At 40.6% G+C, this 26,005-nt stretch carries 19 protein-coding genes; 14 read left to right on the top strand and 5 right to left on the bottom strand.

Going from position 1 to position 26,005, the window contains the following annotated elements; all coding sequences use genetic code 11:
* The first annotated feature begins 52 nt into the window (after window positions 1-52).
* Window positions 53-3,529 (top strand): DNA polymerase III subunit alpha, encoded by a 3,477-nt coding sequence (dnaE, locus tag ACERCF_RS06450; RefSeq protein ID WP_373625030.1) that lies wholly within the window; start codon window positions 53-55, stop codon window positions 3,527-3,529.
* Window positions 3,530-3,604: 75 nt separating this feature from the next.
* Here the strand turns inward: dnaE and ACERCF_RS06445 are convergent, their stop codons facing one another.
* Window positions 3,605-3,976, bottom strand: coding sequence for a cytochrome b562 (locus ACERCF_RS06445; protein WP_373611123.1), 372 nt, complete (start codon window positions 3,974-3,976; stop codon window positions 3,605-3,607).
* 133 nt (window positions 3,977-4,109) lie between these two features.
* On the opposite strand from ACERCF_RS06445, the gene trhP reads away from it, so the two are divergent.
* The 6 genes from trhP (at window position 4,110) to ACERCF_RS06415 (ending at window position 9,567) form a co-directional block, all read left to right on the top strand.
* The gene (trhP, locus tag ACERCF_RS06440) at window positions 4,110-5,489 is read left to right on the top strand and encodes a prephenate-dependent tRNA uridine(34) hydroxylase TrhP (RefSeq protein WP_373625029.1); all 1,380 of its coding nucleotides are present in this window, start codon (window positions 4,110-4,112) and stop codon (window positions 5,487-5,489) included.
* 115 nt (window positions 5,490-5,604) lie between these two features.
* Window positions 5,605-6,885, top strand: coding sequence for a lipid IV(A) 3-deoxy-D-manno-octulosonic acid transferase (gene waaA / locus ACERCF_RS06435; RefSeq protein WP_373625028.1), 1,281 nt, complete (start codon window positions 5,605-5,607; stop codon window positions 6,883-6,885).
* A gap of 1 nt (window position 6,886) precedes the next feature.
* Window positions 6,887-7,363 (top strand): pantetheine-phosphate adenylyltransferase, encoded by a 477-nt coding sequence (gene coaD / locus ACERCF_RS06430; RefSeq protein WP_373625027.1) that lies wholly within the window; start codon window positions 6,887-6,889, stop codon window positions 7,361-7,363.
* Window positions 7,364-7,386: 23 nt separating this feature from the next.
* Complete coding sequence (orn, locus tag ACERCF_RS06425) at window positions 7,387-7,941, top strand: oligoribonuclease (RefSeq protein ID WP_373611119.1); 555 nt, start codon at window positions 7,387-7,389, stop codon at window positions 7,939-7,941.
* Window positions 7,941-8,432, top strand: a complete 492-nt coding sequence (tsaE, locus tag ACERCF_RS06420) for a tRNA (adenosine(37)-N6)-threonylcarbamoyltransferase complex ATPase subunit type 1 TsaE (RefSeq protein WP_373611118.1) — start codon at window positions 7,941-7,943, stop codon at window positions 8,430-8,432. Before orn ends, tsaE begins: the two co-directional genes overlap by 1 nt.
* A gap of 19 nt (window positions 8,433-8,451) precedes the next feature.
* Window positions 8,452-9,567 carry an N-acetylmuramoyl-L-alanine amidase gene (locus ACERCF_RS06415; protein ID WP_373611117.1) on the top strand — a complete coding sequence of 372 codons (1,116 nt, stop codon included), beginning with the start codon at window positions 8,452-8,454 and terminating at the stop codon, window positions 9,565-9,567.
* A gap of 42 nt (window positions 9,568-9,609) precedes the next feature.
* On the opposite strand, the gene ACERCF_RS06410 is transcribed toward ACERCF_RS06415, so the two are convergent.
* The 3 genes from ACERCF_RS06410 to ACERCF_RS06400 all read right to left on the bottom strand — a co-directional run bounded on the left by ACERCF_RS06410 (window position 9,610) and on the right by ACERCF_RS06400 (window position 13,253).
* Window positions 9,610-10,833 carry a DUF711 family protein gene (locus tag ACERCF_RS06410; RefSeq protein ID WP_373611116.1) on the bottom strand — a complete coding sequence of 408 codons (1,224 nt, stop codon included), beginning with the start codon at window positions 10,831-10,833 and terminating at the stop codon, window positions 9,610-9,612.
* Window positions 10,834-10,934: 101 nt separating this feature from the next.
* Window positions 10,935-12,347, bottom strand: a complete 1,413-nt coding sequence (locus ACERCF_RS06405) for a basic amino acid/polyamine antiporter (protein WP_373611115.1) — start codon at window positions 12,345-12,347, stop codon at window positions 10,935-10,937.
* Between the two features lie 9 nt (window positions 12,348-12,356).
* Window positions 12,357-13,253, bottom strand: a complete 897-nt coding sequence (locus ACERCF_RS06400) for a homocysteine S-methyltransferase family protein (RefSeq protein WP_373611114.1) — start codon at window positions 13,251-13,253, stop codon at window positions 12,357-12,359.
* Between the two features lie 243 nt (window positions 13,254-13,496).
* Here ACERCF_RS06400 and ACERCF_RS06395 point away from each other — a divergent pair, with 243 nt between their 5' ends.
* Genes ACERCF_RS06395 through ACERCF_RS06380 form a run of 4 tightly spaced genes read left to right on the top strand, consistent with a single transcriptional unit; the run spans window position 13,497 to window position 19,820 of the window.
* Window positions 13,497-14,558 (top strand): HlyD family secretion protein, encoded by a 1,062-nt coding sequence (locus tag ACERCF_RS06395; RefSeq protein ID WP_373625026.1) that lies wholly within the window; start codon window positions 13,497-13,499, stop codon window positions 14,556-14,558.
* A gap of 3 nt (window positions 14,559-14,561) precedes the next feature.
* Window positions 14,562-17,297 (top strand): ribosome-associated ATPase/putative transporter RbbA, encoded by a 2,736-nt coding sequence (gene rbbA / locus ACERCF_RS06390; RefSeq protein WP_373625043.1) that lies wholly within the window; start codon window positions 14,562-14,564, stop codon window positions 17,295-17,297.
* A complete protein-coding gene (locus ACERCF_RS06385) occupies window positions 17,298-18,422 on the top strand; it encodes an ABC transporter permease (RefSeq protein ID WP_373625025.1) in 1,125 nt (374 codons plus the stop codon). It begins immediately after the preceding gene.
* Window positions 18,423-18,425: 3 nt separating this feature from the next.
* Window positions 18,426-19,820, top strand: a complete 1,395-nt coding sequence (locus tag ACERCF_RS06380; RefSeq protein ID WP_373625024.1) for an efflux transporter outer membrane subunit — start codon at window positions 18,426-18,428, stop codon at window positions 19,818-19,820.
* A 112-nt stretch (window positions 19,821-19,932) separates the two neighbouring features.
* On the opposite strand, the gene adhE is transcribed toward ACERCF_RS06380, so the two are convergent.
* The gene (adhE, locus tag ACERCF_RS06375) at window positions 19,933-22,545 is read right to left on the bottom strand and encodes a bifunctional acetaldehyde-CoA/alcohol dehydrogenase (protein WP_373625023.1); all 2,613 of its coding nucleotides are present in this window, start codon (window positions 22,543-22,545) and stop codon (window positions 19,933-19,935) included.
* Window positions 22,546-22,841: 296 nt separating this feature from the next.
* Between adhE and hemC the strand changes: the two genes are divergently transcribed.
* From hemC to ACERCF_RS06360, 3 genes are read left to right on the top strand one after another with little or no spacing between them, the layout of a single operon-like run.
* On the top strand, window positions 22,842-23,780 hold the full coding sequence (gene hemC, locus ACERCF_RS06370; RefSeq protein ID WP_373625022.1) for a hydroxymethylbilane synthase: 939 nt from the start codon (window positions 22,842-22,844) through the stop codon (window positions 23,778-23,780).
* Window position 23,781: 1 nt separating this feature from the next.
* Window positions 23,782-24,546: a uroporphyrinogen-III synthase gene (locus ACERCF_RS06365; protein WP_373625021.1), complete on the top strand. Its 765-nt coding sequence runs from the start codon at window positions 23,782-23,784 to the stop codon at window positions 24,544-24,546.
* An 11-nt stretch (window positions 24,547-24,557) separates the two neighbouring features.
* Window positions 24,558-25,988 (top strand): uroporphyrinogen-III C-methyltransferase, encoded by a 1,431-nt coding sequence (locus tag ACERCF_RS06360; protein ID WP_373625020.1) that lies wholly within the window; start codon window positions 24,558-24,560, stop codon window positions 25,986-25,988.
* Window positions 25,989-26,005 lie beyond the last annotated feature (17 nt).

Here is a 26,005-nt window from a genome sequence, read left to right as displayed (position 1 = left end):
GGGCGGGTACAGGACCCGCCCCTACGATATATTCTGTTTATTCCGATTTCTTATGTCTGATTGTCGTTTCGTTCATTTAAAAGTACACAGTGATTTCTCTATGATTAATGGTTTAGCGAAGGTTAAATCATTAGTCAAAACTGCCGTTGCCAATAATATGGTGGCAATGGGCTTAACTGATTTCACCAATTTTTGTGGCTTAGTAAAATTTTATGGCGAAGCGTTAGGAGCAGGCATTAAGCCGATTATCGGGACAGATGTTTATGTCAAATCTGAGACGGGCAATGATGATTATTTTGAGCTAACACTACTCGCCAAAAACAATAAAGGCTATCACAATATTACCCAAATTTTGTCTAAAGCCTATCAACAAGGTTATGTTGAACTACCAATGGTAGAAAAAGAGTGGCTGGCTGAACTGAATGAAGGCATTATTATTCTCTCGGGCGGGAGAATGGGCGATGTGGGCAAAGCCTTACTAAAAGAAAATCTAACAGAAGCCGTAGAAAAACTTGCTTTTTATCAACAATACTACCCAAATCATTTCTATATGTCGGTTTGCCGTACTGGGCGGGCAGATGAAGAACGCTACATTAAACAAGCGGTCGAATTTTCACAAAAAAATGCAATTCCATTAGTGGCAGTGAACGATGTTGTTTTCCTAAAAGAAGATGACTTTGATGCTCACGAAATCCGTGTGGCAATTCATGACAGCTACACCTTAGACGATCCGAAACGCCCGAAAAAATATTCGCCGAAGCAATATTTCCGTACAGAAGAAGAAATGTGCAAGCTATTTGCGGATTTACCAAGTGCCTTAGCCAATACGGTAGAAATTGCGAAACGTTGTTCGGTTACGGTTCGTTTAGGTGAATATTTTCTACCTAATTTCCCAACTGGCGATCTTTCAACCGAAGATTTTTTAGTGAAAAAATCCAAAGAAGGATTAGAAGAGCGTTTGGAATTTTTATTCCCTGATCCTGAAGAAAGAGCTAACAAGCGGTCAGTTTATGACGAAAGATTGCAAGTTGAGCTAGACGTAATCAACCAGATGGGCTTTCCGGGCTACTTCCTGATCGTGATGGAGTTTATTCAATGGTCGAAAGATAATGATATTCCTGTGGGGCCGGGTCGTGGTTCGGGTGCTGGATCGCTCGTAGCGTATGCGTTGAAGATTACCGATCTTGACCCATTAGAATTTGATTTGCTTTTTGAGCGTTTCCTCAACCCTGAACGTGTTTCAATGCCTGACTTTGACGTCGATTTCTGTATGGACGGGCGAGATCGTGTGATTGAGCACGTTGCGGAAACCTATGGGCGACAAGCGGTATCCCAAATTATCACCTTTGGTACGATGGCGGCGAAAGCGGTAATTCGAGATGTAGGGCGTGTGTTAGGACATCCTTATAGCTTTGTGGATCGTATATCTAAACTGATTCCGCCTGATCCGGGAATGACGCTCGAAAAAGCCTTTGCCGCAGAACCAAAATTGCCAGAACTCTATGAAGCCGATGAGGAAGTGAAAGATCTTATCGATATGGCTCGTAAGCTAGAGGGCGTAACTCGAAATGCAGGTAAACACGCAGGGGGAGTGGTAATTGCTCCGACGGCAATTACCGATTTTTCACCGCTTTATTGTGATAGTGAAGGTTTGCACCCTGTTACCCATTTTGACAAAAACGATGTGGAATATGCAGGCTTAGTGAAATTTGACTTCTTGGGGCTGCGTACGCTCACCATTATTAAATGGGCGTTAGAGATGATTAACGAGCGTTTAGCTCGTGAAGGCAAAGAGCCGATTCGGATTGAAACCATTCCACTCGATGATAAAAAATCCTTTGATTTATTACTGGCGGCAAAAACAACGGCGGTGTTCCAGCTAGAATCGAGAGGTATGAAAGACTTAATTTCACGCCTGAAGCCTGACTGTTTTGAAGATATTATCGCTCTAGTAGCACTGTTCCGCCCCGGCCCTCTTGAGTCGGGAATGGTGCAGAACTTTATTGACCGTAAACACGGTAAAGAAGAGGTGTCTTACCCTGATCCGCAATATCAGCACGAATGTCTAAAGCCGATTTTAGAGCCAACTTACGGCGTTATTGTTTACCAAGAGCAAGTAATGCAGATTGCCCAAGAGCTTGCAGGCTATACGTTGGGCGGAGCGGACTTACTCCGCCGTGCAATGGGTAAGAAGAAACCGGAGGAAATGGCTGCACAGCGTGAAGTGTTTGAAAAAGGGGCGGAAGCCAAAGGGATTGACGGTAAACTTGCCGGTCAAATTTTTGACTTGGTGGAAAAATTTGCAGGCTACGGCTTTAATAAATCGCACTCTGCGGCGTATGCATTAGTTTCCTATCAAACACTTTGGCTAAAAGCCCATTATCCTGCGGAGTTTATGGCGGCGGTAATGACTTCTGAGATGGATAATACCGATAAAATTGTTGGTTTCTACGATGAATGTATGAATATGGGGCTAACTGTTGTGCCCCCTGATGTAAATAGCGGCAAACATCGCTTTAGTGTGAATGAAAAAGGCGAAATTGTGTACGGTTTAGGGGCAATTAAAGGCGTTGGAGAAGGCCCTATCGAGGCGATTTTAACTGCTCGTAACAAAGATGGTAAATTCAAAGATCTGTTTGATTTAACTGCCCGTGTCGATCTGAAAAAAATTAACCGCCGAACTTTTGAAGGTCTGATTATGTCAGGGGCTTTCGATAAGCTCGGTCCACACCGTGCGGCGTTAATGAAAAATTTAGAAGATGCACTCAAAGCCTCGGATCAACACGCTAAAATGGAAGAGTTAGGGCAGAGCGATATGTTCGGTGTGCTAACTGAAACCCCTGAAGAAGTGCAAAATGCCTATGCCAATACGCCAAAATGGTCTGAACAAACCATTTTAGATGGCGAACGTGCCACATTAGGGCTTTATTTAAGTGGACACCCAATCGGCAGATTCTTAAAAGAGTTATCACATTATGCACCAAATAGACTGAACGAACTTCAGCCAACGTTTAGAGGGCAGATGACAACAGTTTCTGGCATTGTAATGGCATCACGAGTGGCGGTAACAAAACGTGGTAGCCGTATCGGCATTGCCACAATTGAAGATCGTTCGGGCAAGCTCGATATTACCCTTTTCTCTGAAGCATTGGAAAACTTTGGGCATTTAATGCAGCAAGATCAAATTATTGTGGCAACAGGCTCGGTGCAGTTTGATGATTTCAGCGGGGGATTAAAAATGTCGGCAAGAGAAGTATTATCCCTTGATGAAGCTCGTAGCCGATTTGCGAAAAGTTTGGCGTTGGCTATCAGCCAAGATCAATTATCTGTAAATTTTGTAAGAAAAATGACCGCTATTATTGAGCCTCACAAGGAAGGCACAATGCCTTTACATTTCTACTATCAAAGCCCAGAAGGGAGAGCGTTGTTAAAAGGAGGTGTGGAATGGCGGGTCACGCCGAATGAGCAAATGTTCTCGGAGCTAAAAGAGCTACTGGGGGAAAATTCGGTGGAATTAGAGTTTGAATAGTAGTAGGGACAGACTCTGTGCCTGTCCACATTAGATACTTTATTTATGGGCAGGCACAGGGCCGCCCCTACATAATTATTTGTATTTTTTGTGATATTCACGTTTAATGAATTCAAGCTCTGAAACCATCATTTTGGCTTCTTGTAACTCGCCTGCTTGTGCTTTTTCATCGGCTTTTTTCACCACGTCAATTAGTTTTTGCATACCTGCTTGGTAATCAGCTTCGTCAGTTTTATCTCCTTCAACTTTATTTGGAAAAATTGCTTTGGTTTTTTCCGTAATTTCGATGAAGTTTTTTGCAGCTTGTTGAAACTCTTCTGAAGAATTAGCTCGCAATAATTTATTTGCGTTCATATTCATCTGCATCATTTCCATTTTAATGCTTTGAGCATTGCTTAAGGTCGAGAAGGCAAGCAATGTTGCTGCGAAAAAGAGTCTAAGTTTCATCGTATTTCCCCCACATAAAAAATGTGATTTTACTGGATTGACTTGCCAATATGCAAGATTTCTTAGAAAATAGACCGCTTACGTTTTCCTTGAGTGGAAAACCCTGACTTGTTATCAGAAAAAGAGATTACCTATGACTTTAAAATATGCCAAACCTGAGCTGCTTTCACCTGCAGGTTCTTTAAAAAATATGCGTTATGCTTTTGCTTACGGTGCAGATGCAATTTACGCAGGTCAGCCACGCTACAGCTTGCGTGTGCGTAATAACGAATTTAACCACGAGAATTTAAAAATTGCCATTGATGAGGCCCATTCATTAGGCAAAAAATTCTATGTGGTAGTGAACATTGCCCCTCACAGCTCAAAATTAAAAACCTTTATTAAAGACTTAAAAGTAGTTGTGGATATGAAACCGGACGCATTGATTATGTCTGACCCTGGCTTAATTATGCTTGTACGTGAAAACTTCCCTGAAATGGATATCCACCTTTCTGTTCAAGCCAATGCGGTGAACTGGGCAACGGTAAAATTCTGGCATCAAATGGGTTTAACCCGAGTGATTTTATCGCGTGAATTATCGCTTGAAGAGATCGAAGAAATTCGTAAGCAAGTGCCGGAAATGGAATTAGAAATCTTTGTTCACGGCGCATTATGTATGGCGTATTCTGGTCGTTGCTTACTTTCGGGCTATATCAATAAGCGTGATCCAAACCAAGGCACTTGTACTAATGCGTGCCGTTGGGAATACAAAATGGAAGAAGGTAAGGTGGACGAAGTAGGGCAAATCGTGCCGAAATACCAGCCTGAAATTGAGGTAAAAAATGTCGCTCCAACCTTAGGAGCAGGGGAGGTAACAGATAAAGTGTTTCTCTATACCGAATCACAGCGTCCAGACGAGCAAATGACAGCCTTTGAAGACGAACACGGCACCTATTTTATGAACTCAAAAGACTTGCGTGCGGTGCAACACGTTGAACGTTTAACTCAAATGGGCGTACATTCCCTTAAAATTGAAGGACGTACAAAATCGTTCTATTACTGTGCGAGAACCGCCCAAGTTTATCGTAAAGCGATTGATGATGCCGCGGCAGGTAAACCGTTTGATGAGAGTTTGATGGATACGCTAGAAAGCCTTGCGCATCGTGGCTATACCGAAGGCTTCTTACGCCGTCATACCCACGATGAATACCAAAACTATGAATACGGCTATTCAATTTCAGAACGCCAACAATTTGTGGGCGAATTTACGGGTAAGCGTAATGCTGAAGGTATGGCGGAAGTCGCTGTTAAGAACAAATTCTTAGTGGGTGATTCAGTTGAAATGATGACACCAAAAGGTAACATCGTATTTAAAATTGAGCGTATGCTGAACCGCAAAAATGAAAGTGTCGATGCGGCACTTGGTGATGGACATTTTGTCTTCTTAGAGGTACCACAAGACGTTGAGTTGGATTTCGCTCTTTTAATGCGTAACCTAGTGAATGCGAATACTCGCAATCCACACCAGGCCTAATTAGGTTAAAAGAATGTAAACCACGAAATCCAAACTATTTCGTGGTTTATTTTTAGGTATAATGAGGGGTAATTGCAAAAAAATGAGAAAAAAAGACCGCTTGTAAGGAAAATAAATGCTCCGTTTACTCTATATCTGTTTAAGTTATTTATTACAACCCGTTGTGCTTTTTCTAATGTGGTACAAAGGGCGTAAACAACCCGCTTATCGCAAGCGTTTATGGGAGCGTTATGGTGTTTATGACGAAGCCGAAAAACCAAATGCTAAAGGGGTAGTGATTCACGCCGCCTCTGTAGGCGAAGTGATTGCGGCAACACCACTGATTAAAGAGATTGGAAAACTATATCCGAGTTTGCCACTAATTGTTACCACCGTTACACCAACAGGTTCAGATCGAGTAATGGCTGCTTTTGGTGAGTCGGTTTCACATTTTTATTTACCTTATGATTTACCCGATGCGATAGAGCGTTTTCTGAATTTTGCGGATCCCAAATTAATGATTGTGATCGAAACCGAGCTTTGGCCAAATTTAATCCGTAAAGTAAATAGGAGAAATATTCCGTTTGTGATTGCGAATGCCAGACTTTCGCCTCGTTCCGCCAAACGATATGGTTGGATTAAAGGTAGTATGAAGGATATGCTCAATCAAATTTCACTGATTATGGCACAAGATGAAGTGAGTAAAGATCGCTATTTGGCATTAGGCTATAACCCTGCCAAAATGGTGAATACCGGCAATCTTAAATTTGACTTGGAAATTACGCCGGAGCTACATCAAACCGTGCAAGAAACAAAATCAGCTCTGAATTTACAGTCAAGACCGATTTGGATTGCGGGCAGTACACACGAAGGTGAAGAGAAACTGATTTTAGAAGCCCATCAAATTTTGTTGAACAAGTACCCTGATTTAGTATTGATTTTAGTGCCGAGACACCCTGAACGCTTCACGTTAGTTGAGCTTTTAGTTAAAAAATCAGGTTTGGAGTATGTAAAACGTTCGGAAGGTGAGCCATTAAATCAAGAAACAAAAGTATTGCTAGGCGATACAATGGGCGAAATGATGTTACTCTATGGGCTGTCTGATATCGCATTCGTTGGGGGGAGCTTAGTTAAGCACGGCGGACATAATCCGCTTGAGCCAATAGCTTTTAACATACCGGTTATTTCAGGGTTGTTTACCTATAATTTTCCGAAAATATTTGAAAAATTGAGGGAAGTTAGAGGTGTAATTGAGGTTGAAAGTTCTACTGAAGCCTTAGCCGACAGTATTCAAGTATTATTAACGCAGCCCCAAATCGGGCAAGAAATAGCAGCTTCAGGATTTAGTGTATTACAAGAAAACCAAGGGGCATTAAAACGGCATTTAGATTTACTTGCTCCTTATTTAGAGAAATAAAATGAGCTATAACGTTATTTATGCAGGGACTTTTGACCCTATTACAAATGGGCATTTAGATATTATTCGCAAGGCTTCAAATCTTTTTGGAAAAGTGATTGTGGCGGTGGCGAAAAACCCAAGTAAGCAACCACTTTTTGAGTTGGAAGAGCGTGTTGAATTAGTCAAACAAAGCTGTCTTGGGCTTGATAATATTGAGGTGATTGGCTTTAGCGGTTTACTTGCCGATTTTGCGAAAGAACAAAATGCAAAAGCCTTAATTCGTGGTATTCGTGGAGCGGATGATATTGACTACGAAATTCAACTGGCTCAACTAAATTACAAATTATCAGGCGATTTAGAAACGATTTTCTTACCGCCTTCGATAGAGTGGCGTTATCTTTCTTCTACAATGGTAAGAGAGATTTATCGACACAATGGCGATATTAACCAATTTGTACCACAAGCGGTTAAAAATGCCCTAAAATTTACAAAATAATTGAATTAAAAGTAGGAAATAAAATGAGGCAAGATGCACAAAATTTAATTTGGATCGATCTTGAAATGACAGGGTTAGATCCGGAAAAAGAGCGTATTATTGAAATTGCAACAATCGTAACGGATAAAGATCTGAATATTTTAGCGGAAGGTCCTGTTTTGGCGGTTCATCAATCTGATGAGCTATTAGGCAAAATGAGTGATTGGTGTGTGAAAACGCATACTGCGAATGGCTTAATTGAGCGTGTAAAAGCGAGTAAACTGACTGAGCGTGCAGCAGAATTGCAAACCCTTGATTTCTTAAAGTGTTGGGTACCAAAAGGAAGTTCGCCCATTTGTGGAAACAGTATTGCACAGGATAAGCGTTTCCTTTATAAATATATGCCTGATTTAGCGGATTATTTCCACTATCGCCATTTAGATGTGAGTACCTTAAAAGAGCTGGCTCGCCGCTGGAAGCCTGAGATTTTGGATAAATTCAGTAAAGGGAACACCCATTTAGCGTTGGACGATATTCGTGAATCCATCAACGAATTAAAATTTTATCGGGAACATTTTATTAATTTAGACGAAAAATAATGACAAATTCTCTCTCTTTTTACTGCGAAGATGAAACTAAATTACTAGAATTTGGTCAATCATTCGCGTTAGAACTTAAAAACTATTTGTTGCAAGAGAGTAAGCACTCTCTGGTTATTTATCTCAATGGCGAGTTAGGGGCAGGTAAAACCACCTTAACTCGTGCTATTGTGAGAGCGTTTGGGCATCAAGGCAATGTGAAAAGCCCCACTTATACGTTAGTGGAAGAGTACCATCTCGCCCCTTTTAATATTTACCATTTTGACTTATATCGCTTAGCTGATCCAGAAGAACTAGAATTTATGGGCATTCGTGATTATTTCAAACCACAAACATTATGTTTGCTTGAATGGGCAAGCAAAGGCGAGGGAATGATTCCAGAGGCTGATTTTATCATTCAAATCGATTATATGAATGAAGGGCGACAAATTACGGTTGTGCCACAAAATCAGTTCGCAACAGATATTTTAGTAAATTTTAATCAAAAATAGACCGCTTGTAGGGAAGGTGATGAAGAAGGTTATCCAATATATTGTTTTTAGTGCATTAAGTGTATTAAGTTTTTCGAGTTTTGCTAAAACCATTGTGGCTATTGATGCTGGACACGGTGGGAAAGATCCCGGAGCTATTGGCAAAAACTTAGGCATTTTAGAAAAAAATGTAACACTTGCTATCTCCAAAGAGCTAAAAGCCTTATTAGATGCTGACCCAAACTTTAAAGCGGTAATGACACGCTCAGGCGACTATTTTATTCAACTACCACAGCGTACGGAAATTGCCCGTAAGCATCGTGCGGATCTCTTAGTTTCTATTCACGCAGATTCTTCGCCCAGAGGGGATTCCTTAAAAGGGGCTTCTGTTTGGGTGCTTTCAAACAGCCGTGCCAGCGATGAAATGGGGAAATGGCTTGAAGATCACGAAAAACAATCGGAATTGCTTGGTGGAGCAGGAGCCGTACTTGCCAGCAATAAAGAGCGTTACTTAAACCAAACAGTGTTGGATTTACAGTTTTCACATTCTCAGCGTACAGGTTATGAGTTAGGGAAGAGCATTTTAGGGAAGATGTCTAATATTATGTCGTTAGCAAAATCGACCCCGCAACACGCAAGTTTAAGTGTATTGCGTTCGCCTGATATTCCGTCTGTCTTAGTTGAAACGGGGTTTTTATCTAACTCAACCGAAGAAGCAAAATTAGCAAGTACGAATTATCGCAAACAAGTTGCCAGAGCGATTTATCAAGGATTAGTGGCGTATCGAGCTAAAAATGGGCTTTCAACTTCATCAAATGTAAGTAAAAAATCAGAACAGAAAGAAAAGGCTAAAGCAGAAGAGAAGTCTTCTAAAACTAATTCTAAAAAAGTGAAGGGAGAGGCTCAAAGAGAACAGAAGAAAGAGCAAAATACCAAATCTGATAATAAGCCGGATAAAAAGAAAGAAAATCTAAAAGAAAAATCCTCTTCCAAAAAAGAGATTAAAATCTCAAATAATGGCTACCACATTGTTCAACAAGACGAAACGGTTTACTCCATTGCGAGAGCTTACGGTACAACCCCACAAAAAATTAGTGAGCTGAATAATTTGAAAAACTATCAGATTACGGTGGGGAAAAAGTTAAAAGTGAAGTAAAGCGAAAGGCTGATGAATTATGTTCATCAGCCTTTCTGGCTGTTAAGGTACGGCTAAAATTTTACAGTTACATAAATCATCGCTTTCAAATTCGGTAATATCTCCTGCTTTTTTATTCGGAATTGGGAATAAACGCACTGTGAGCGGTTTATTGAGCCTAAATGCCATTGTTCCCGTATCTCGCATTAATGAGGCAATTTGTTCAACAGTAGCATCGCTCGGAATAGGAACGGTGTCTAAGCCAATTCCACATACGGCACTGTATGTGAGCAATGCTCTAATATCAAATTGCCCTTTTTGCGTGCCTTCGGCAAGCCCTAAATCTTCTGTAACCGCAAGCATTAAGCCAGAAAAGCCTACAAGCGGTACATTTTTGATAGATTTAAACACTTTCGTTAATAAAGAGGAGGCTTCCACCGTGCCTGCTGCACCGAAGAAAGGCACGCCCATTAGTTCATATACTTCCGTCATTGAGGCACAGTTTTTTGACGGAGCAGCGGAGCTGTCAATCCCTGCAAATTCAAATTTTAGTGAGCTTTGTACAGATTTTACTGCTGCTAATACTTCATCAACGTGATATTGAAGAGCCTCTGACATCACCTCATAGCATTGGTGATAGAAATCATTATGTTGGGTTTTATTCAGCTCTTTTAACACCGAGACTAATAAATCAGGCGTTTCCAATCCAATAACGAAACTATTTGGCAACTCGCTTGAATGATAGCTGGCAGGAAAATAAGGAATAAACGGCTTACAATTAAAATTAACGGTAAAATTAAAGTTGCCTTCACCTCTCGGCGTAATGTCCGCAATTTGTTTCACAATTTGAGCAGAGTGTAAAATTTTATCATTATCTAAAATGCCAAATTCATCGAGTTCAACATTGACACAAGCATTAGACAAATCGCCATAATTCAAAATAAGCTCAGGCAATAATGCTAATTCTTGAGCTGTTTTTGCCTCGCCAATCGCAAAGCGAATACGTAAACCGCTATCACTTAATTGATTTAATAGATGCTTTAAGTAGGCTAAATCTTGCTTAGCAGTTTGAATATCGGTTAAATCCAAATATTCCCCAAAACTGTTGGTTACAATGCGGATAGATTGAATGGTATAGCCTTGTTTTTGAATGGCAGGAACGAGAAGGTTAAATTCTGCTTTGGCTGAATTTAATGCTTGCTGCCATTGAGATTTATCTTTGGTTAAACTAAGAAATAATGTGATGGTGCGTACACGGCAAAGTGCTTTATTTTGGTAGGTTTGCATATTTCCTCCTTGTTTTAGTTGTTGTGAGAATTAGCAATTATAACGAAGTTTTTGCAAAAAATCCGAAAAAATGACCGCTTGTAAAAGCGGTCTTTTCACATTTAACCTTCTGCTAATAGTGTTGGTAATTCAATCACAGCGTAGCCAAAAATCACGAGTAAGATAATTAAAATCACCTTTTCTGCGTTTGAAAGCGTTAATCTGCCGTTGAATTTATAGTTAGAGTAGAGATATAGCAAGATACCCGGCACATAAAGCACAACCGAGAGCAGTAAATATTCTAACCCTGCGGCATAGACAATCCATAAACCATAAATTGCAGCCATAAACCCTGTGAGTTTAATGTACCAAGCGGCATTAGTTTGGATTGATAACTTGAATAAATAAGCCCCGATTAAGAAGTAAGGGATTAAAATCATTGAGGTCGAAATCAACAATAGAGTGTTATAGCTCTGCTCAAACACAAAAACTAACACAAGGCAGAGTTGCACCACAAAGCCGGTAAACCAAAGAGAGTTAATTGGTGTCCCGTTTTCGTTCAATTTATCTAAAATTTTCGGGAATGCCCCGTTTTTTGAACCACGATAAGGCACTTCAGCGGAGTACATTGTCCAGCTAATATAAGAAGCAAGCACGGAAACAATCAAACAGGCGGTAATAATTACTTTACCTGTTGGCCCCATCATGGCATCAAGTAATGGACCCATTGATGGGTTTGCCATATTCGCAATGGTTTCACGAGGTAAAATACCGAGAGAAAGAATCGTAATTGCTACATAAAGTGCGAGGGCAATAATTATCCCTAACACCGTTGCTAAGCCAACATCAGAACGTTTTTTTGCGTGTGCAGAAAGTACAGAAGCTCCTTCCACCCCAGTAAATACCCATAAGGTAATCAGCATTGTGCTTTTTACTTGATCGCTTACGCTGTTATTCAAGGCAGTGGCTTTCACATCTGAATTGAATAAATCGACATCAAAATACCAAACGCCTAGCCCGATAAAGAGAATAAGCGGAGCAACTTTTACAAAGGTCGCAATCAGGTTTACGAAAGCCGCCTCTTTAATTCCGCCAGCAATTAAAGCGTGCACTAGCCACACAATAATTGATGAACCGATGAACGCAGCAAGAGTATTGCCTTGCCCGAAAATCACAGTATTTTCGCTATCGGTAAATACGCCTAAACCTTCAAAAGCGACGGTAAGATAGCCCACAATACCGATGGTGGCACATAACCAATAGCCCCAAGCAGACATAAAGCCCATTAACTCGCCGAAACCTTCTCGTGCGTAGGTGTAAATACCGCCGTCTAAATCAGGACGAAGACGAGAAATAAAGAAAAACGATAAACCTAAAAAGATGATACCAACACCCGTAATTAACCAACCAATGGTAATGGCTTCTGCACCCGCAACTTCCGCCATATTTTGCGGTAAGCTGAAAATGCCCGAGCCAATCATTGAGCTTAATACAAGCGCAGTAAGGGAAATTAATCCGATTTTTTTATTTGACATTGCTATTCCTTACTTTAAATTTTTTGCCAGCATTTCGATATATTCTACGCCGATGCCGCAGCAGCCACCGATAATTGTTGCACCTTGTTCAGTCCATTTTTTTGCCCACGCTAAATAGGCGTTTGGATCTAAATCTTTGCGAACTTCGTCTAAGCCATCGTTTGCGGTTGCATCTTTAGGCTGTGGAGCAAAGGCATTAGCATAAGCCCCTGTGCGGATATGCGTTGCATTGCGTTCAGCTAAGATTTTTTGTGTAACATCTAAGGCTTCACCAATTACTTCAGGTTGGCAGCAGTTAAATAAAATCGCTTGTACGCCTAGTTCAACCATTTCTTCAACGGCTTGTTTTACTGTTTCGCCTGAGCGTAATTTAGGCTCTGTGGTTGGCTCATCATCAATGAGGGTGAACGAAACCCATAATGGTCGATTATCTTTCGGCAATAAGGCTTTGATTGAAACAGGCTCAATAATCGCACTTTGGGTTTCGCATAACCAAATATCGACATAAGGCGAAAGCCCATCAATTAACGGTTGAGCAATTTCTGCAAAACGTTCCATTTGAATCAGATCCGCTCGGTAAGAACCAAACATTGGCGGGAGAGAACCTGCAATTTGAGTTGCAAAATTTCCCGAATTTTTGACCGCTTGCTTAGCAAGGCGACCTGCTAAATCAGCCAAAGTTTTACCATCAGCGGCAAAACGTTTCTCGCCAATGTGAAAAGGTACAACGGCGTAGCTATCAGTGGTAATTACTTCCGCTCCGTGAGCAATAAAATCTTCGTGTACAGCTTGTACAAAATGTGGGCCTTCATACAACGCAGCAGCAGACCATTCGGGCTGGTGGAACGGAGCATTACGACGCATTAATTCACGGCTCATTCCGCCGTCTAATATCGTGATTGACATAAGTTTTCCTAATTGAAAGGTAAGAACAAAAATAAATGCGAGCAGTTTACTGGCTTTTTGAATTATAGCTATAATTAAATCGTATAACTTATAACTTTTTGTAAAAATTATGCCTTATTGATTTTTAGATAAAGTAAGAAATGACTGACGTTTAGAGATTGTTTATGTTGTCATCAGAATGATTGGGTTATAGAATGCCATTTATGACAGTTTAGACCAGTTGATAGATTTTAAGGATAAAAGATGAAGAAATTACTCATTACCACTTTGATTGTGTTTGCTGCAGGTGGGGCTTATTTGTGGCATCAAATACAGAATGAGCGTACGGAATTGTCTGGTGTTGTGGCTGTGAACGGGCGTTTAGAATTAGAACGCTTAGATGTGGCAACCCTTTATGCAGGGAAAGTAGAAGAAATTTTAGTTAAAGAAGGGCAAAATGTTGAGAAAAATCAACCGCTTGTACGTTTTTCTTCAACCCAATCGCAAAGTCAGGTAACTTCTGCTGAAGCTCAAATTTCCGCAGCGAAAGCCCAAGTAGAAAGTGCAAAAGCTCAAAAATTACGGGCAGAAGAAGCGGTTGCACGTGCTTCGGCAGAAATGGCAGCCCAGCAACAGCAAGCTTCTGTTGCTAAATTAGAAGTAGATAATGCACGAAAATTACGCCGTGATAATTTAGTTTCTGCAAGTGAATTAGAGCGTCGCCAAGCCGCTCATAAAGCTGCCTTAGCCGCAGTAGAAACCGCAAAAGCAGCGAGAGCGGAAGCTCAAGCGGCAGTTAATCAAGCACAAGCGGTTATTTCTCAAGCAGAGGCAAATGTTAGTCAAGCAGAGGCGGCAGCCAATCAAGCCACTTCACAAAATGATGATATGATGATTAAATCGCCAATTGCAGGTAGGGTAGAGTACCGCATTGTTGATGTGGGTAATGTGGTTGGTATGGGGGCAAAAGTTATCAGTTTACTGGATACCAAAGATGTTTACTTAAATGTATTTTTACCTGCCCATCAATCAAATAATGTCAAAATAGGCGAAGAAGCTCGCATTAAAATTGATGGTACAGACTATGTTTTCCCAGCACATATCGGCTATGTAGCGAGTGAAGCCCAATTTACGCCAAAATCGGTGGAAACATTGGAAGAACGCACAAAATTAATGTTTAAAGTGAAGCTCCAAATTCCAGAAGACATCGCCCAACAATATGTTGGCTTTTTCAAGGGTGGAATGACCGCAATGGGCTATGTGAAATATGACCACAGCGTCGATTGGCCTGAAACATTATCTGCAAAACTGCCAGAGAGCCGATAAATGATGACTGAACTTGCGGTTAAAATTAGCAATCTTCGCCATACTTATAAAAACACGGTGGCGGTTGATAATGTTTCGCTTGAAATTCCGAAAGGCAGAACAGTTGGGCTGATTGGTCCTGATGGTGTGGGTAAATCTACGCTACTGTCGCTGATTGCTGGGGTTAAAATTCTCCAGCAGGGAGAAATTTCGGTATTTGGTTTAGATGTATCGAAAGCAAAAGACCGAGATATCTTAACCCATAAAGTAGCTTTTATGCCGCAAGGGTTAGGGAAAAACCTCTACCTTACACTTTCTATTTATGAAAATATTGATTTTCACGCTCGAATGTTCGGGTTATCGCCAAGCCAGCGAAAAGCACGCATTCATCGCCTGCTAAAAGCAACGGGGCTTTTGCCCTTTGCCGATAGAGCCGCAGGTAAACTCTCAGGCGGAATGAAGCAAAAGCTCAGTCTTTGCTGTGCGTTAGTGCATAGCCCCGAATTACTGATTTTAGACGAGCCAACAACAGGGGTTGATCCACTTTCACGCCGTCAATTTTGGGAATTAGTTGAAGAATTGCGTGCTGAAACACCAGATATGACGGTTATCATCGCCACTGCCTATATTGACGAAGCAGAAGGTTTTGAATATGTAATGGCAATGGACGATGGCAAGTTAATTGTTGATAAGCCCACCCAAGCGGTTATTGCTGAAACAAACAGTCAAAATTTAGAACAAGCCTATATCAAATTATTACCACCTGAAAAACGAGGGGCAGTAGATGGCTTGATTATCCCGCCTTTTGAGCCATTAAAAGATGAGCCACCTGTTATTGTGGCAGAAGGATTAACCAAAAAATTCGGCGATTTTGTTTCGGTAGATAATGTGAGTTTCGTGATTCCTAAAGGCGAAATTTTTGGCTTTTTAGGCTCTAATGGCTGCGGAAAATCCACCACAATGAAAATGCTAACTGGCTTGCTTGAGCCAACTGAAGGCTCAGCATTACTGCTTGGTCAGCCGATTGATGCGAGCAATATCGACACCCGAAAACGGGTGGGATATATGTCGCAGGCATTTTCACTTTATGAAGAGCTAACTGTGCGTGAAAACCTTGAATTGCACGCCAAATTGTATCAAATTCCCCGTAGCGAATGGTCGTATTACGTTAATAATGTAATGCACCAATTCGATCTTGCTGATTTAGCAAACGAAAAACCGTTATCCTTGCCGCTTGGTATTCGCCAACGCTTACAACTTGCAGCAGCCTGTTTGCATAAACCTGAAGTGTTGATCTTAGATGAGCCGACTTCTGGGGTTGATCCTGCAGCTCGGGATATGTTTTGGGAATATTTAATCAAACTTTCCAGAGAAGATCGCATTACCATTTTCGTTACTACCCACTTTATGAATGAAGCGGCTCGTTGCGATCGTATTTCTTTTATGCACAGAGGAAAAGTGCTGGGAGTGGGGACGCCTGAAGAATTAAGATTAGGCAAAAAGGCGAGAACACTCGAAGAAGCCTTCATTATCTATTTAGAAGAACAAAATGATGAAGTAGCCGCCTCGAAAGAAACGGTTGATAATGAAGAGCAAGAAAATAGCTCGTTACAAGCGGTCAAAAATCCGCAATTTTTTGCAAATGGGTTAAATGTTATCTGGACTTTTGCCGTGCGTGAAGGAAAAGAACTATTAAGAGACAATATACGCTTATTATTTGCATTGCTTGGGCCTCTGATAATGCTGTTGGCGATGGGGTCGAGCATTTCTTTTGATATTAGACCCCTAAATTTTACCGTGCTTGATAACGATAACAGCTCGGAAAGCCGTAAATTGATTGAAGCCTTTGCTGGCTCGCCTTATTTTATTCGCCAAGACAATATTTATTCGATAGATGATATAAACCTTAGCCTACAAACGGGTAAAGCAAAATTAGTGTTAGAAATTCCCTCTGATTTTGGGCGAGATCTATTAGCTCAACGAATGCCTGAGGTAGGAATATTTATTGATGGAGCATTTCCAAGTACTGCAGAGAATTTGCAAGGCTCTGCACAGGGTGTTATTGGGCAATATATGCAGCAAATGTTAAGACAAAATGGCATTAGTGCGAATATACCTTCTGTAACAGAGCCTCGAATGATCTATAACCAAGATTTTAAAAGCGTGTTTGCGATGACACCGGGCATTATTATGCTTGCAATGATGCTTGTGCCACCGATGATGACCGCACTTAGCGTAGTAAGAGAAAAAGAGATGGGAACGATTATGAACCTCTACGGCTCACCTGCTTCGCAATTTCAGTTCTTGTTGGGCAAACAGCTTCCTTATATCGCTCTTTCATTTATCAGCTATTTGATTATGGTGCTGGCGGCTATTTTTGTGTTTGGCGTGCCGATTAAAGGCTCGATAACCGCAATGTTCTTAGGTGTGTTATTGGCAATTTGTGCTTCAACAGGCTTTGGTTTATTGGTTTCTAGTTTTGTAAAATCGCAAGTAGCGGCAATTTTTGCCGCCGCGATTATTTCTATTGTGCCGACTATTAACTTTTCGGGAATGATGTATCCTGTTTCTCGCTTAGATGAAAATGTGCAGCTGGTTTCAAAGATCTTCCCGGGAGCTTGGTTTCAGCAAATCAGCTTAGGTGGTTTTACTAAAGGGCTTGGCTTTGCCGATTTCCTCCAACCTTATTTGGCATTGGCGGCGATTTACGCCGTTTACCTTGCATTAGCAACTTTTGCGTTGAAAAAACAGGAGAAATAAATGAACCGTTGGTTTAAAAATGTTGGTTTCCTCGCATTGAAAGAGTTGAAAAGTTTATTTAGTGATAAGGTGTTGGTTCTGCTAATTATCTATATGTTTTCCTTTGCCATTATCACTATTGCGAAACAAGGAATGACCGATGTTAAAAATGGCTCGGTGGGGATTATTAACTACGATCATTCAGCATTATCTTACCGTTTGAAAGATGCGTTAATTCCCCCTTATTTTAAAACGGTGGAAGATATAGAGCCTCAAGCGGTCGATCGTGCAATGGACGTAGGGCAATATACCTTTATTGTTGAAATTCCGCCTAATTATCAACGAGATACCTTAGCTGGCAAAGAGCCAAAAGTGCAGTTGTTAGTTGATGCAACAGCAATGACGCAAGCAAATATAGGGGCTCATTACATCAGCCAAATTTTTAACCAAGAAATTCAGCGTTTTGTTGGCTCTACAGAGTTACCTATTCCGTTCAATACAGCAATCAACGTGCTATATAACCCCAATTATGATAGTGCGTGGTTTATGGGAGCAGGGCAGATTGTGGGTAATCTTACCTTATTAACCTTGTTGCTCTCAGGCTCAGCAGTTATTCGAGAAAGAGAACGTGGCACAATAGAACATTTATTAGTAATGCCTGTTCGCTCAAGTGAAATTGCGGTATCCAAAATTCTTGCTAATAGCCTAATACTGTTAATTGTTACTTTATTCTCACTAAAATTTATTGTGTCGGGTTTTCTTGGTGCACCAATAAGTAATCAGCAAATTGCGATTTTCATTTTAGGCGTAGCCATTTTTCTGTTTTCGATTGCTTCACTCGGCATTTTATTGGCGGTATTTGCCCCCACAATGCCACAATTTGGCTTGCTCTGCATTCCCATTTACTTAGTGATGTATATGCTTTCAGGGGCAAATTCCCCACTTGAAAATATGCCACAACTGGCACAGCAATTAACCCAATTTTCGCCTACCACAATTCTAGGGAGCTATGCTCAAGATGTATTATTCCGCAACGCAGGCCTGGATTTGGTGTGGTTGCACTTAGTGAAAATGACATTAATTGGGGCGGTTTTTCTAGGCATCGCCTTAATGCAGTTTAAATCTATGCTCTCTAAACAAGGATAAATAATGAACCTTTATAAATTATCAACAATTGCAATTTTTACCGCTTTTTTGACCGCTTGTAATAGTATTACCGTCGATACCCAATCGTCCGTTGAAGTACCACTTGAGTTTGATAAAACCCAAGCCGCCAAAGGAGCAAGTGAAATCCAACAATGGTGGAAAAACTGGAACGATCCGCAATTAACCACCTTGATTGAACAAGGATTAGCGAACAGCCTTGATATAAAACTTGCCCAAGCTCGCTTAGCAGAAGCCCAAGCCAATAACCAATATACCGAAGCCGATAAAGGCATTAACATTGGAGCAAGTGGCTCTGTGGGAGCTGGTATGATGGATATGGATACGGGGCTGTTTGATCCAAAACGCTCTGATGTAGCAGCGGTACAAGGCGGTATTTCCGCTTCTTGGGAGCCTGATTTTTTTGGCAAAAAACGTAGCGATGCTGATGCCGCAAGAGCAGGGGCATTAGCTCGCCAAGAACAGGTTTATGGTGCTCAGCTTTTAGTTTCCAGCGGCATTGCAGAAAATTATTTGCGAATTTATGCCATTGATCAGCAGCAAGAAATTCTGCGTAAAAATGTTGCCATTTTAAATGAGTTACAACGCTACATTCAAGGGCGCTTTAATGCAGGGCAGGCAACTGCCTATGAAATCAGTGAAATTAAAGCTCAAATCACGGCATTGCAGGCTCAACAATCAACGTTACAATCACAGGCTGATGCTCTTACCCGCAATATTGCGGTATTGATTGGTTCTGTGCCACAAGGTTTTCGCATTATGAAAAGTGGTAATCCGTTAGCGAAAATTCCAGATAGTCCAAGCGGACAAATGCCAAGCACAGTGATTGAACGCCGCCCTGATATCAGAGCAAACGCCCGTCAGGTAGAGACTATGGCGGCTAAGTTAGCCAGTGCGAAAGCAGATCTCTATCCACGTTTTGATATCCAGTTCTTAGGGCAAGGTGGCTACATTAAAATCAATAATGACCTCTCGCCGATTTCGGCTCTAGCGAACTTAGTCAGTGTTGGCGTGAAGCTGCCAATTTTTACTAATGGCAGAATTCAAGCCAATATTGATGCTTCAGATGCTCGCTTACAGGCTGCGATGATTGAGTACGACAATAGCCTCTTAAAAGCACTTGGCGAGGTAGATTCTGCTTATCAACATCAAGCTAGTTTAAGTAAGCAAAGCCAGTTATTGCAAAATGCGGTAAAACAGGCTCAAAAGCAGGCAAACGATGCTCAAAGTCTGTTTAAATATGGCGAAAAAACCTTAGATGTGGCGATTAGAGCAAGAACATCAGTGCTGAATTATCAACAGCAGCTTGTTCAATCTCAGCTTTCACAAGCGTTAAATTTAATTAGTTTGTATAAAGCACTTGGCGGTGGCTGGCGATAGTTTACAAGCGGTTAGATTTTTAATTATTTTTGCACTTTTTGTTTGTTATTTTTGCAAAAAATTCAACAAAAATGACCGCTTGTAAAGCGGTCATTTTTATCATAATGAAAGATTATTTTTCCTTGCCGTAGTAGGCTTTCGTCATAATTTCTTCCATCTCTTCAATCATTGCTAAGCGTGGGTTTGCTGGTGTGCATTGATCTTCAAATGCGTGTAAGGCAAGCTCACGGCGAGCCTTTAAGAAGGCTTGCTCATCAACTCCTTGCTCACGCAATGACATTTTCACACCACAATGTACGGCTAAATCGTGAACCGCTTTAGCGTAAGATTCCACCGCTTGTTCTGGTGTTTCGGCTGGTAAGCCAAGCATTCTTGCGATATCTTGGAAACGAATATCCGCAACGTAATTAGTATATTTCGGCCAAGTTGCCACTTTAGTTGGGCGTGTGCCGTTATAGCGAATAACGTGTGGTAGTAAAATCGCATTGGTTCTGCCGTGAATAGTGTGGAATTTACCACCAATTTTATGTGCCATTGAGTGGCAAATACCCAAGAATGCGTTAGCAAATGCCATACCAGCCATTGTTGAAGCATTGTGCATTTTTTCACGGGCGGTTTCGTCAAACTCTTTGACGGATTTCTCTAAGTTTTCAAACACTAATTTGATGGCTTGTAACGCTAATCCGTCTGTGTAATCGTTGGCTAAAATGGAAGTGTAGGCTTCTGTGGCGTGAGTTAAAACGTCTAAGCCGGTGTCTGCGGCAACGTGCGATGGTACAGACATCACGAGTGCTGGATCAACAATCGCAATCGTTGGTGTTAAAGAGTAGTCGGCTAACGGATATTTAATATCGCCATCAGTAATTACCGCAAATGGCGTTACTTCAGAGCCTGTGCCAGAAGTAGTTGGAATACCAACAAATTTCGCTTTTCTGCCTAATTGTGGGAATTTGAATGCACGTTTGCGAATATCCATAAATTTTTGTACTAAATCACGGAAATCTACTTCAGGTTGTTCATAGAAGAGCCACATAATTTTCGCAGCGTCCATCGGTGAACCACCACCTAATGCGATAATAGTATCTGGTTGGAAGCTACGCATTAATTCTGTACCACGTTGTACTGTTTGTAGGCTTGGGTTTGGTTCAACATCAGTAAAGAGTTGGATCATTACTTGATTACGGCGTTGGCGGAGTTGTTCAGTAATTCTATCCACAAAGCCGAGATCGACCATTGAACGGTCTGTTACGATCATCACTTTATGTACATCGTGCATTGATTTTAAATATTGAATGGAATCACGCTCAAAGTAGATTTTTGATGGCACTTTAAACCACTGCATATTATTTCTCCGTCTGCCCACACGTTTGATGTTGATTAAGTTTACTGCACTGACGTTGTTGCCCACCGAGTTTTTACCGTAAGATCCACAACCTAATGTCAGAGATGGGAGGAAGGAATTATATACATCGCCAATACCACCAAAGGTTGAGGGCGAATTCCAAATAACACGAATTGCTTTCACACGTTCGCCAAATGTTTTGGCAAGTTGTTTATTTTCGGTATGGATAGCCGCACTGTGTCCTAAACCGTGAAAGTTCACCATTGCTTCAGAAAGCTCTAAGCCGTGTTCTGTTGAGTTTGATTTGAGCAGTGCTAATACTGGAGAAAGTTTTTCACGGGTAAGTGGTTCGCCTTCGCCGACAAAAGCACATTCTGCTAATAGAATATTGGTTTTTTCTGGCACGTTAAAGCCTGCTTGTTCGGCAATCCACGCTGCAGGTTTACCTACAACTGCAGAGTTGAGTTTGGCACCTGAGCAGTTTTCATCTTTAGCTTTATCCACACCGAAGATATATTTTTCAAGTAAGGCTTTTTCTTTTTTATTTACTAAATAAACACCGTAAGATTGCATTTCTTTCACGAAATCAGCGTAGATTTCTTTATCTACAATGGCTGCCTGTTCAGAGGCACAGATCATACCGTTGTCGAAAGATTTAGACATTACAATGTCATACACCGCTTGTTTTAATTTTGCGGTTTTTTCCACATAAGCTGGTACGTTACCAGCCCCTACGCCTAACGCTGGTTTACCGCAAGAATAAGCTGCTTCAACCATTGCATTCCCGCCTGTTGCTAAGATGGTTGCAATGCCTGAATGTTTCATTAAAGCAGATGTGCCTTCCATTGAAGGTTGAGTAATCCATTGTACGCAATGTTCTGGAGCACCTGCGGCAACGGCAGCATCACGCACAATTTGAGCAGCGTGAGCAGAGCATTGTTGAGCTGATGGGTGGAAAGCAAAAACGATTGGATTACGAGTTTTGAGGGCGATTAAGGCTTTAAAAATAGTAGTGGAGGTTGGGTTAGTGGTGGGGGTAATACCGCAGACAACACCGACAGGGTCGGCTATTTCAGTAATGCCTGTTACATCATCTTCACTGATTATCCCCGCTGTTTTTAAATGTCGCATATTATTGACAACATACTCACAGGCGAACAGGTTTTTAGTTGCTTTGTCTTCAAAGACTCCACGTCTTGTTTCTTCATAAGCGTGCATTGCTAAAATACCGTGCTTATCAAGGGCAGCAACAGAGGCTTTGGCAACAATAAAATCGACCTGCTCTTGATTGAGCTTTCTAAACTCATCAAGTGCTTTTAAGCCTTTTTCGACAAGTGAATTAACTTCTGCTTGGGCATCAAATGGTTGAGTGCTTTTTGCCATAGTGTGTTTCCTCATAAATTTAAAATTTGATAATTTTTTTAACTGATGAAATTATTACCCAAAAGAGTTATTTTGTCGTTAAAAATTCGCAATGTTTTACCTTTAATTTGATTTGTGTCAAACTTTTAAAAAGTGATATATATGCTATAAAAATATAAAAATTGGAATGTAAGAAATTTTGAAGAAAAAGCTGGCTTTTTGATTAAACTCAAACAGAAAACAGCGATTATTTTTGGCAGTTAAGCCAAAAAGTGGTAGGATAAATCATTTATTATGCTGTTTTAGTTTTAGAATTTATGAAAGATATTTTACGCATTGCAACTCGCCAAAGCCCACTCGCTTTATGGCAAGCTAATTTTGTAAAAGATGAGTTAGAAAAACATTTCCCTCAATTATCTGTCGAACTGGTTACTATGGTAACAAAAGGCGATGTGATTTTAGATACACCGCTGGCAAAAATCGGCGGAAAAGGCTTATTTGTTAAAGAGTTAGAATTAGCTTTATTGGAAAACAGAGCTGATATTGCCGTGCATTCAATGAAAGATGTACCGATGAGCTTTCCTGAAGGGTTAGGCTTGACTGTTATTTGCGAGCGTGAAGATCCGCGTGATGCTTTTGTTTCCAACCAATATGATAGCTTAGATGATTTACCCGAAGGGGCAATTATCGGCACATCAAGTTTACGCCGTCAGTGTCAGTTAATGGCAAAATATCCACATTTAGAGGTGAAATCACTGCGCGGGAACGTGGGAACACGTTTAAGTAAATTAGACAACGGCGAATACGATGCGATTATTTTAGCTTCTGCAGGGTTAATTCGTTTAGGATTGCAAGAGAGAATTCTTAGCTATATTTCAGTTGAACAATCGTTACCAGCAGCAGGTCAAGGTGCGGTTGGGGTTGAAACTCGAATTAATGATGAGCGTGTGATTAATTATGTTGCAAAATTAAATCATAATTCGACCGCTTGTTGTGTAATAGCAGAGCGTGCAATGAATGCCCGATTACAAGGTGGTTGCCAAGTGCCGATTGGTGGTTATGCGACCTTAGATGGTGATGAAATTACCCTAAATGCGTTAGTGGGCGCATTAGATGGCTCTCAGATTATTCGTGCCTCTGCAAAAGGGCATAAAGATGATGCCGAGCAGCTAGGTATTTCAGTTGCAGAACAGCTACTTGTACAAGGTGCAGATAAAATCTTAGCGGAAGTTTATAGCGAAAATCCTATCAAATAAAATGAATGTACTTGTAACACGCCCCGATAATCGGGGGCAAGAATTAGTCGATATGCTCAATGAGCGACAAATTTTTGCCGTACATCAGCCGTTATTTACGATTGAGGCAGGGAGCGAATTGCCATTATTGCCTTCTGTGTTATCTCTCCTTAAATCAGGCGATTATGTTTTTGTAGTTTCGCCAAATGCGGTAGATTATGCGGTGAAAACATTAACAGATACAGGATTTCACTTTCGTTCGGATTTAAAATATTTTGCGGTAGGACAACGAACGGCGAAATATTTTACTGAAAAAGCTGAACAAGCGGTGATTTATCCGCTAGAATCAGAAAATAGTGAAGGCGTGTTAGCGTTGCCTGATATGCAAGATTTAACCAATAAAACGATTTTAATTTTGCGGGCAAATTCTGGGCGTGAGTTGTTGGCTGAAACGGCAATGTTGCGTGGGGCAAGCATTCAATATTTGGAGTGCTACCGTAGAGAGCCTGTTACGGTGGATATTCCAGAAAAAATCAGCGTTTGTAAGCGTTTAGGCGTAGATACTATTATAATTACCAGTAGTGAAATTTTAAAAAGCCTTTATGAACAAACAGCTGAAAATTGCCGAGAATGGCTATTTGAGTGTAATATTGTGGTAGTAAGCCAGCGTATTGGCAAAATTGCCAAGCAGATGGGGTGGCAATCAGATAAAATTTTTATATCGGATAAAGCCGATAATATAACGTTGATTAATACATTATTATTTAAAATTGACAAATCTAACTAAGGTGGGCGAGTATGTCAAAGTCAAGAAAAGTACCTGAAAAAGTAGAAAATACAACCGAGGAGGTTGTAGTAGAAAACCAACAAGCGGTCGATTCTACACAATCTTTTGCAAAAAATGAGATTGAGGAAGATATTTTGAACGAGCCTATTATTGAAGAAAAACCAATTATTGAGAAAGAAGTACCACTAAGAGAGAAAATCCCGACAGAGGAAAAAGTTGTGACTGAAGAAAAAGTGATTGTTCAGAAGTCAGGCGGAAAAGGCTTAGCATTATTAGCCTTGTTAGTAGCACTTGCAGTGGGCGGTGCAGGTCATTTTATGGCGAATAAAAAATTTAATGAGGTGGAAGCTCAAATTCAAGCCTTATCTGCTAAAGCAAATCAGCAAGCACCTGATCAAACCGCTGTTGAAATGCCAAACTTTGATAATGAAAAGGCACAAATTGCAGAACTTTCAACTAATTATCAAAAAGCATTAGACCGCATTAAAGAGCTTGAAAACGCACAAAGCAGTTACACTCAGCAAATTAATGGTTTACAGTTACAACTGCAAAAATTAAATAATACATCAGATTCGGATAATACCTTTTGGTTATTATCAGAAGCTGATTTTTTGTTAAACAATGCTGCTCGTAAAGTGGTATTGGATAATGATATTAATACAGCAAAAAATCTGTTGTTAGAAGCTGATCAAGTTTTAGCTCAAGTACCAAGTGCAACAAATGTGCGTGAAGCAATTAAGGCTGATTTAAATACGTTAAATAGTATCAACAACATTGATCAAAATGCGCTAATGCAGCGTGTAGCGAATTTAACTAACCGATTAGATGATTTACCGATTTTAGAAAGCGAACAATCGCAAGCTGCAATTGCAGAGGGTCAAGTAAGTGATTCAATTGCAGATTGGGAGAAAAACCTAGAGAAAAGTGCAAGTTCGTTCTTAGATCATTTTATTCGTGTATCTAAACGTAACGTTGCTGATGAAAAAGCCTTTGTTGCACCTAACCAAGAGATTTACTTGCGTGAGAATATTCGTTTACGCTTACAAGTTGCAATTTTAGCAATTCCTCGCCAGCAAAGTGAATTCTATAAAAAATCACTGCAAACAGTGGGGTCTTGGGTAAGAAGTTATTTCGATACTTCAAATGAAAATGTACAAAATTTCTTAAAAGAAGTTGATGATTTAGCAGAACAAACAATCTATGTTGATGCTCCAGATTCATTACAAAGTTTGAAAGTGCTATCTCAGCAAATTAATAAAGCACCTCAGCAGATTGAGAAAGTCGAAATTCAAGCTGAGAAAGAATTGGAGCAAACAGAACCTGTAAAAACGGAAGAAGCAGAACCTGTGAAGCAAGAGCAGACAGCTCCTGTGAAACCGGCAGAAACAGAAGAGGCTAAACCAGAAGCAGTGTCTGAACAGCCTACTTCTTCTGCACAATAATAAGTAAAAGGGGAATT

Origin of the sequence: Mannheimia kashgarensis (assembly GCF_041807705.1) — a bacterium.
Classification (GTDB): Bacteria; Pseudomonadota; Gammaproteobacteria; order Enterobacterales; family Pasteurellaceae; genus Mannheimia.
This window is presented reverse-complemented; position numbering and strand designations above follow the sequence as displayed.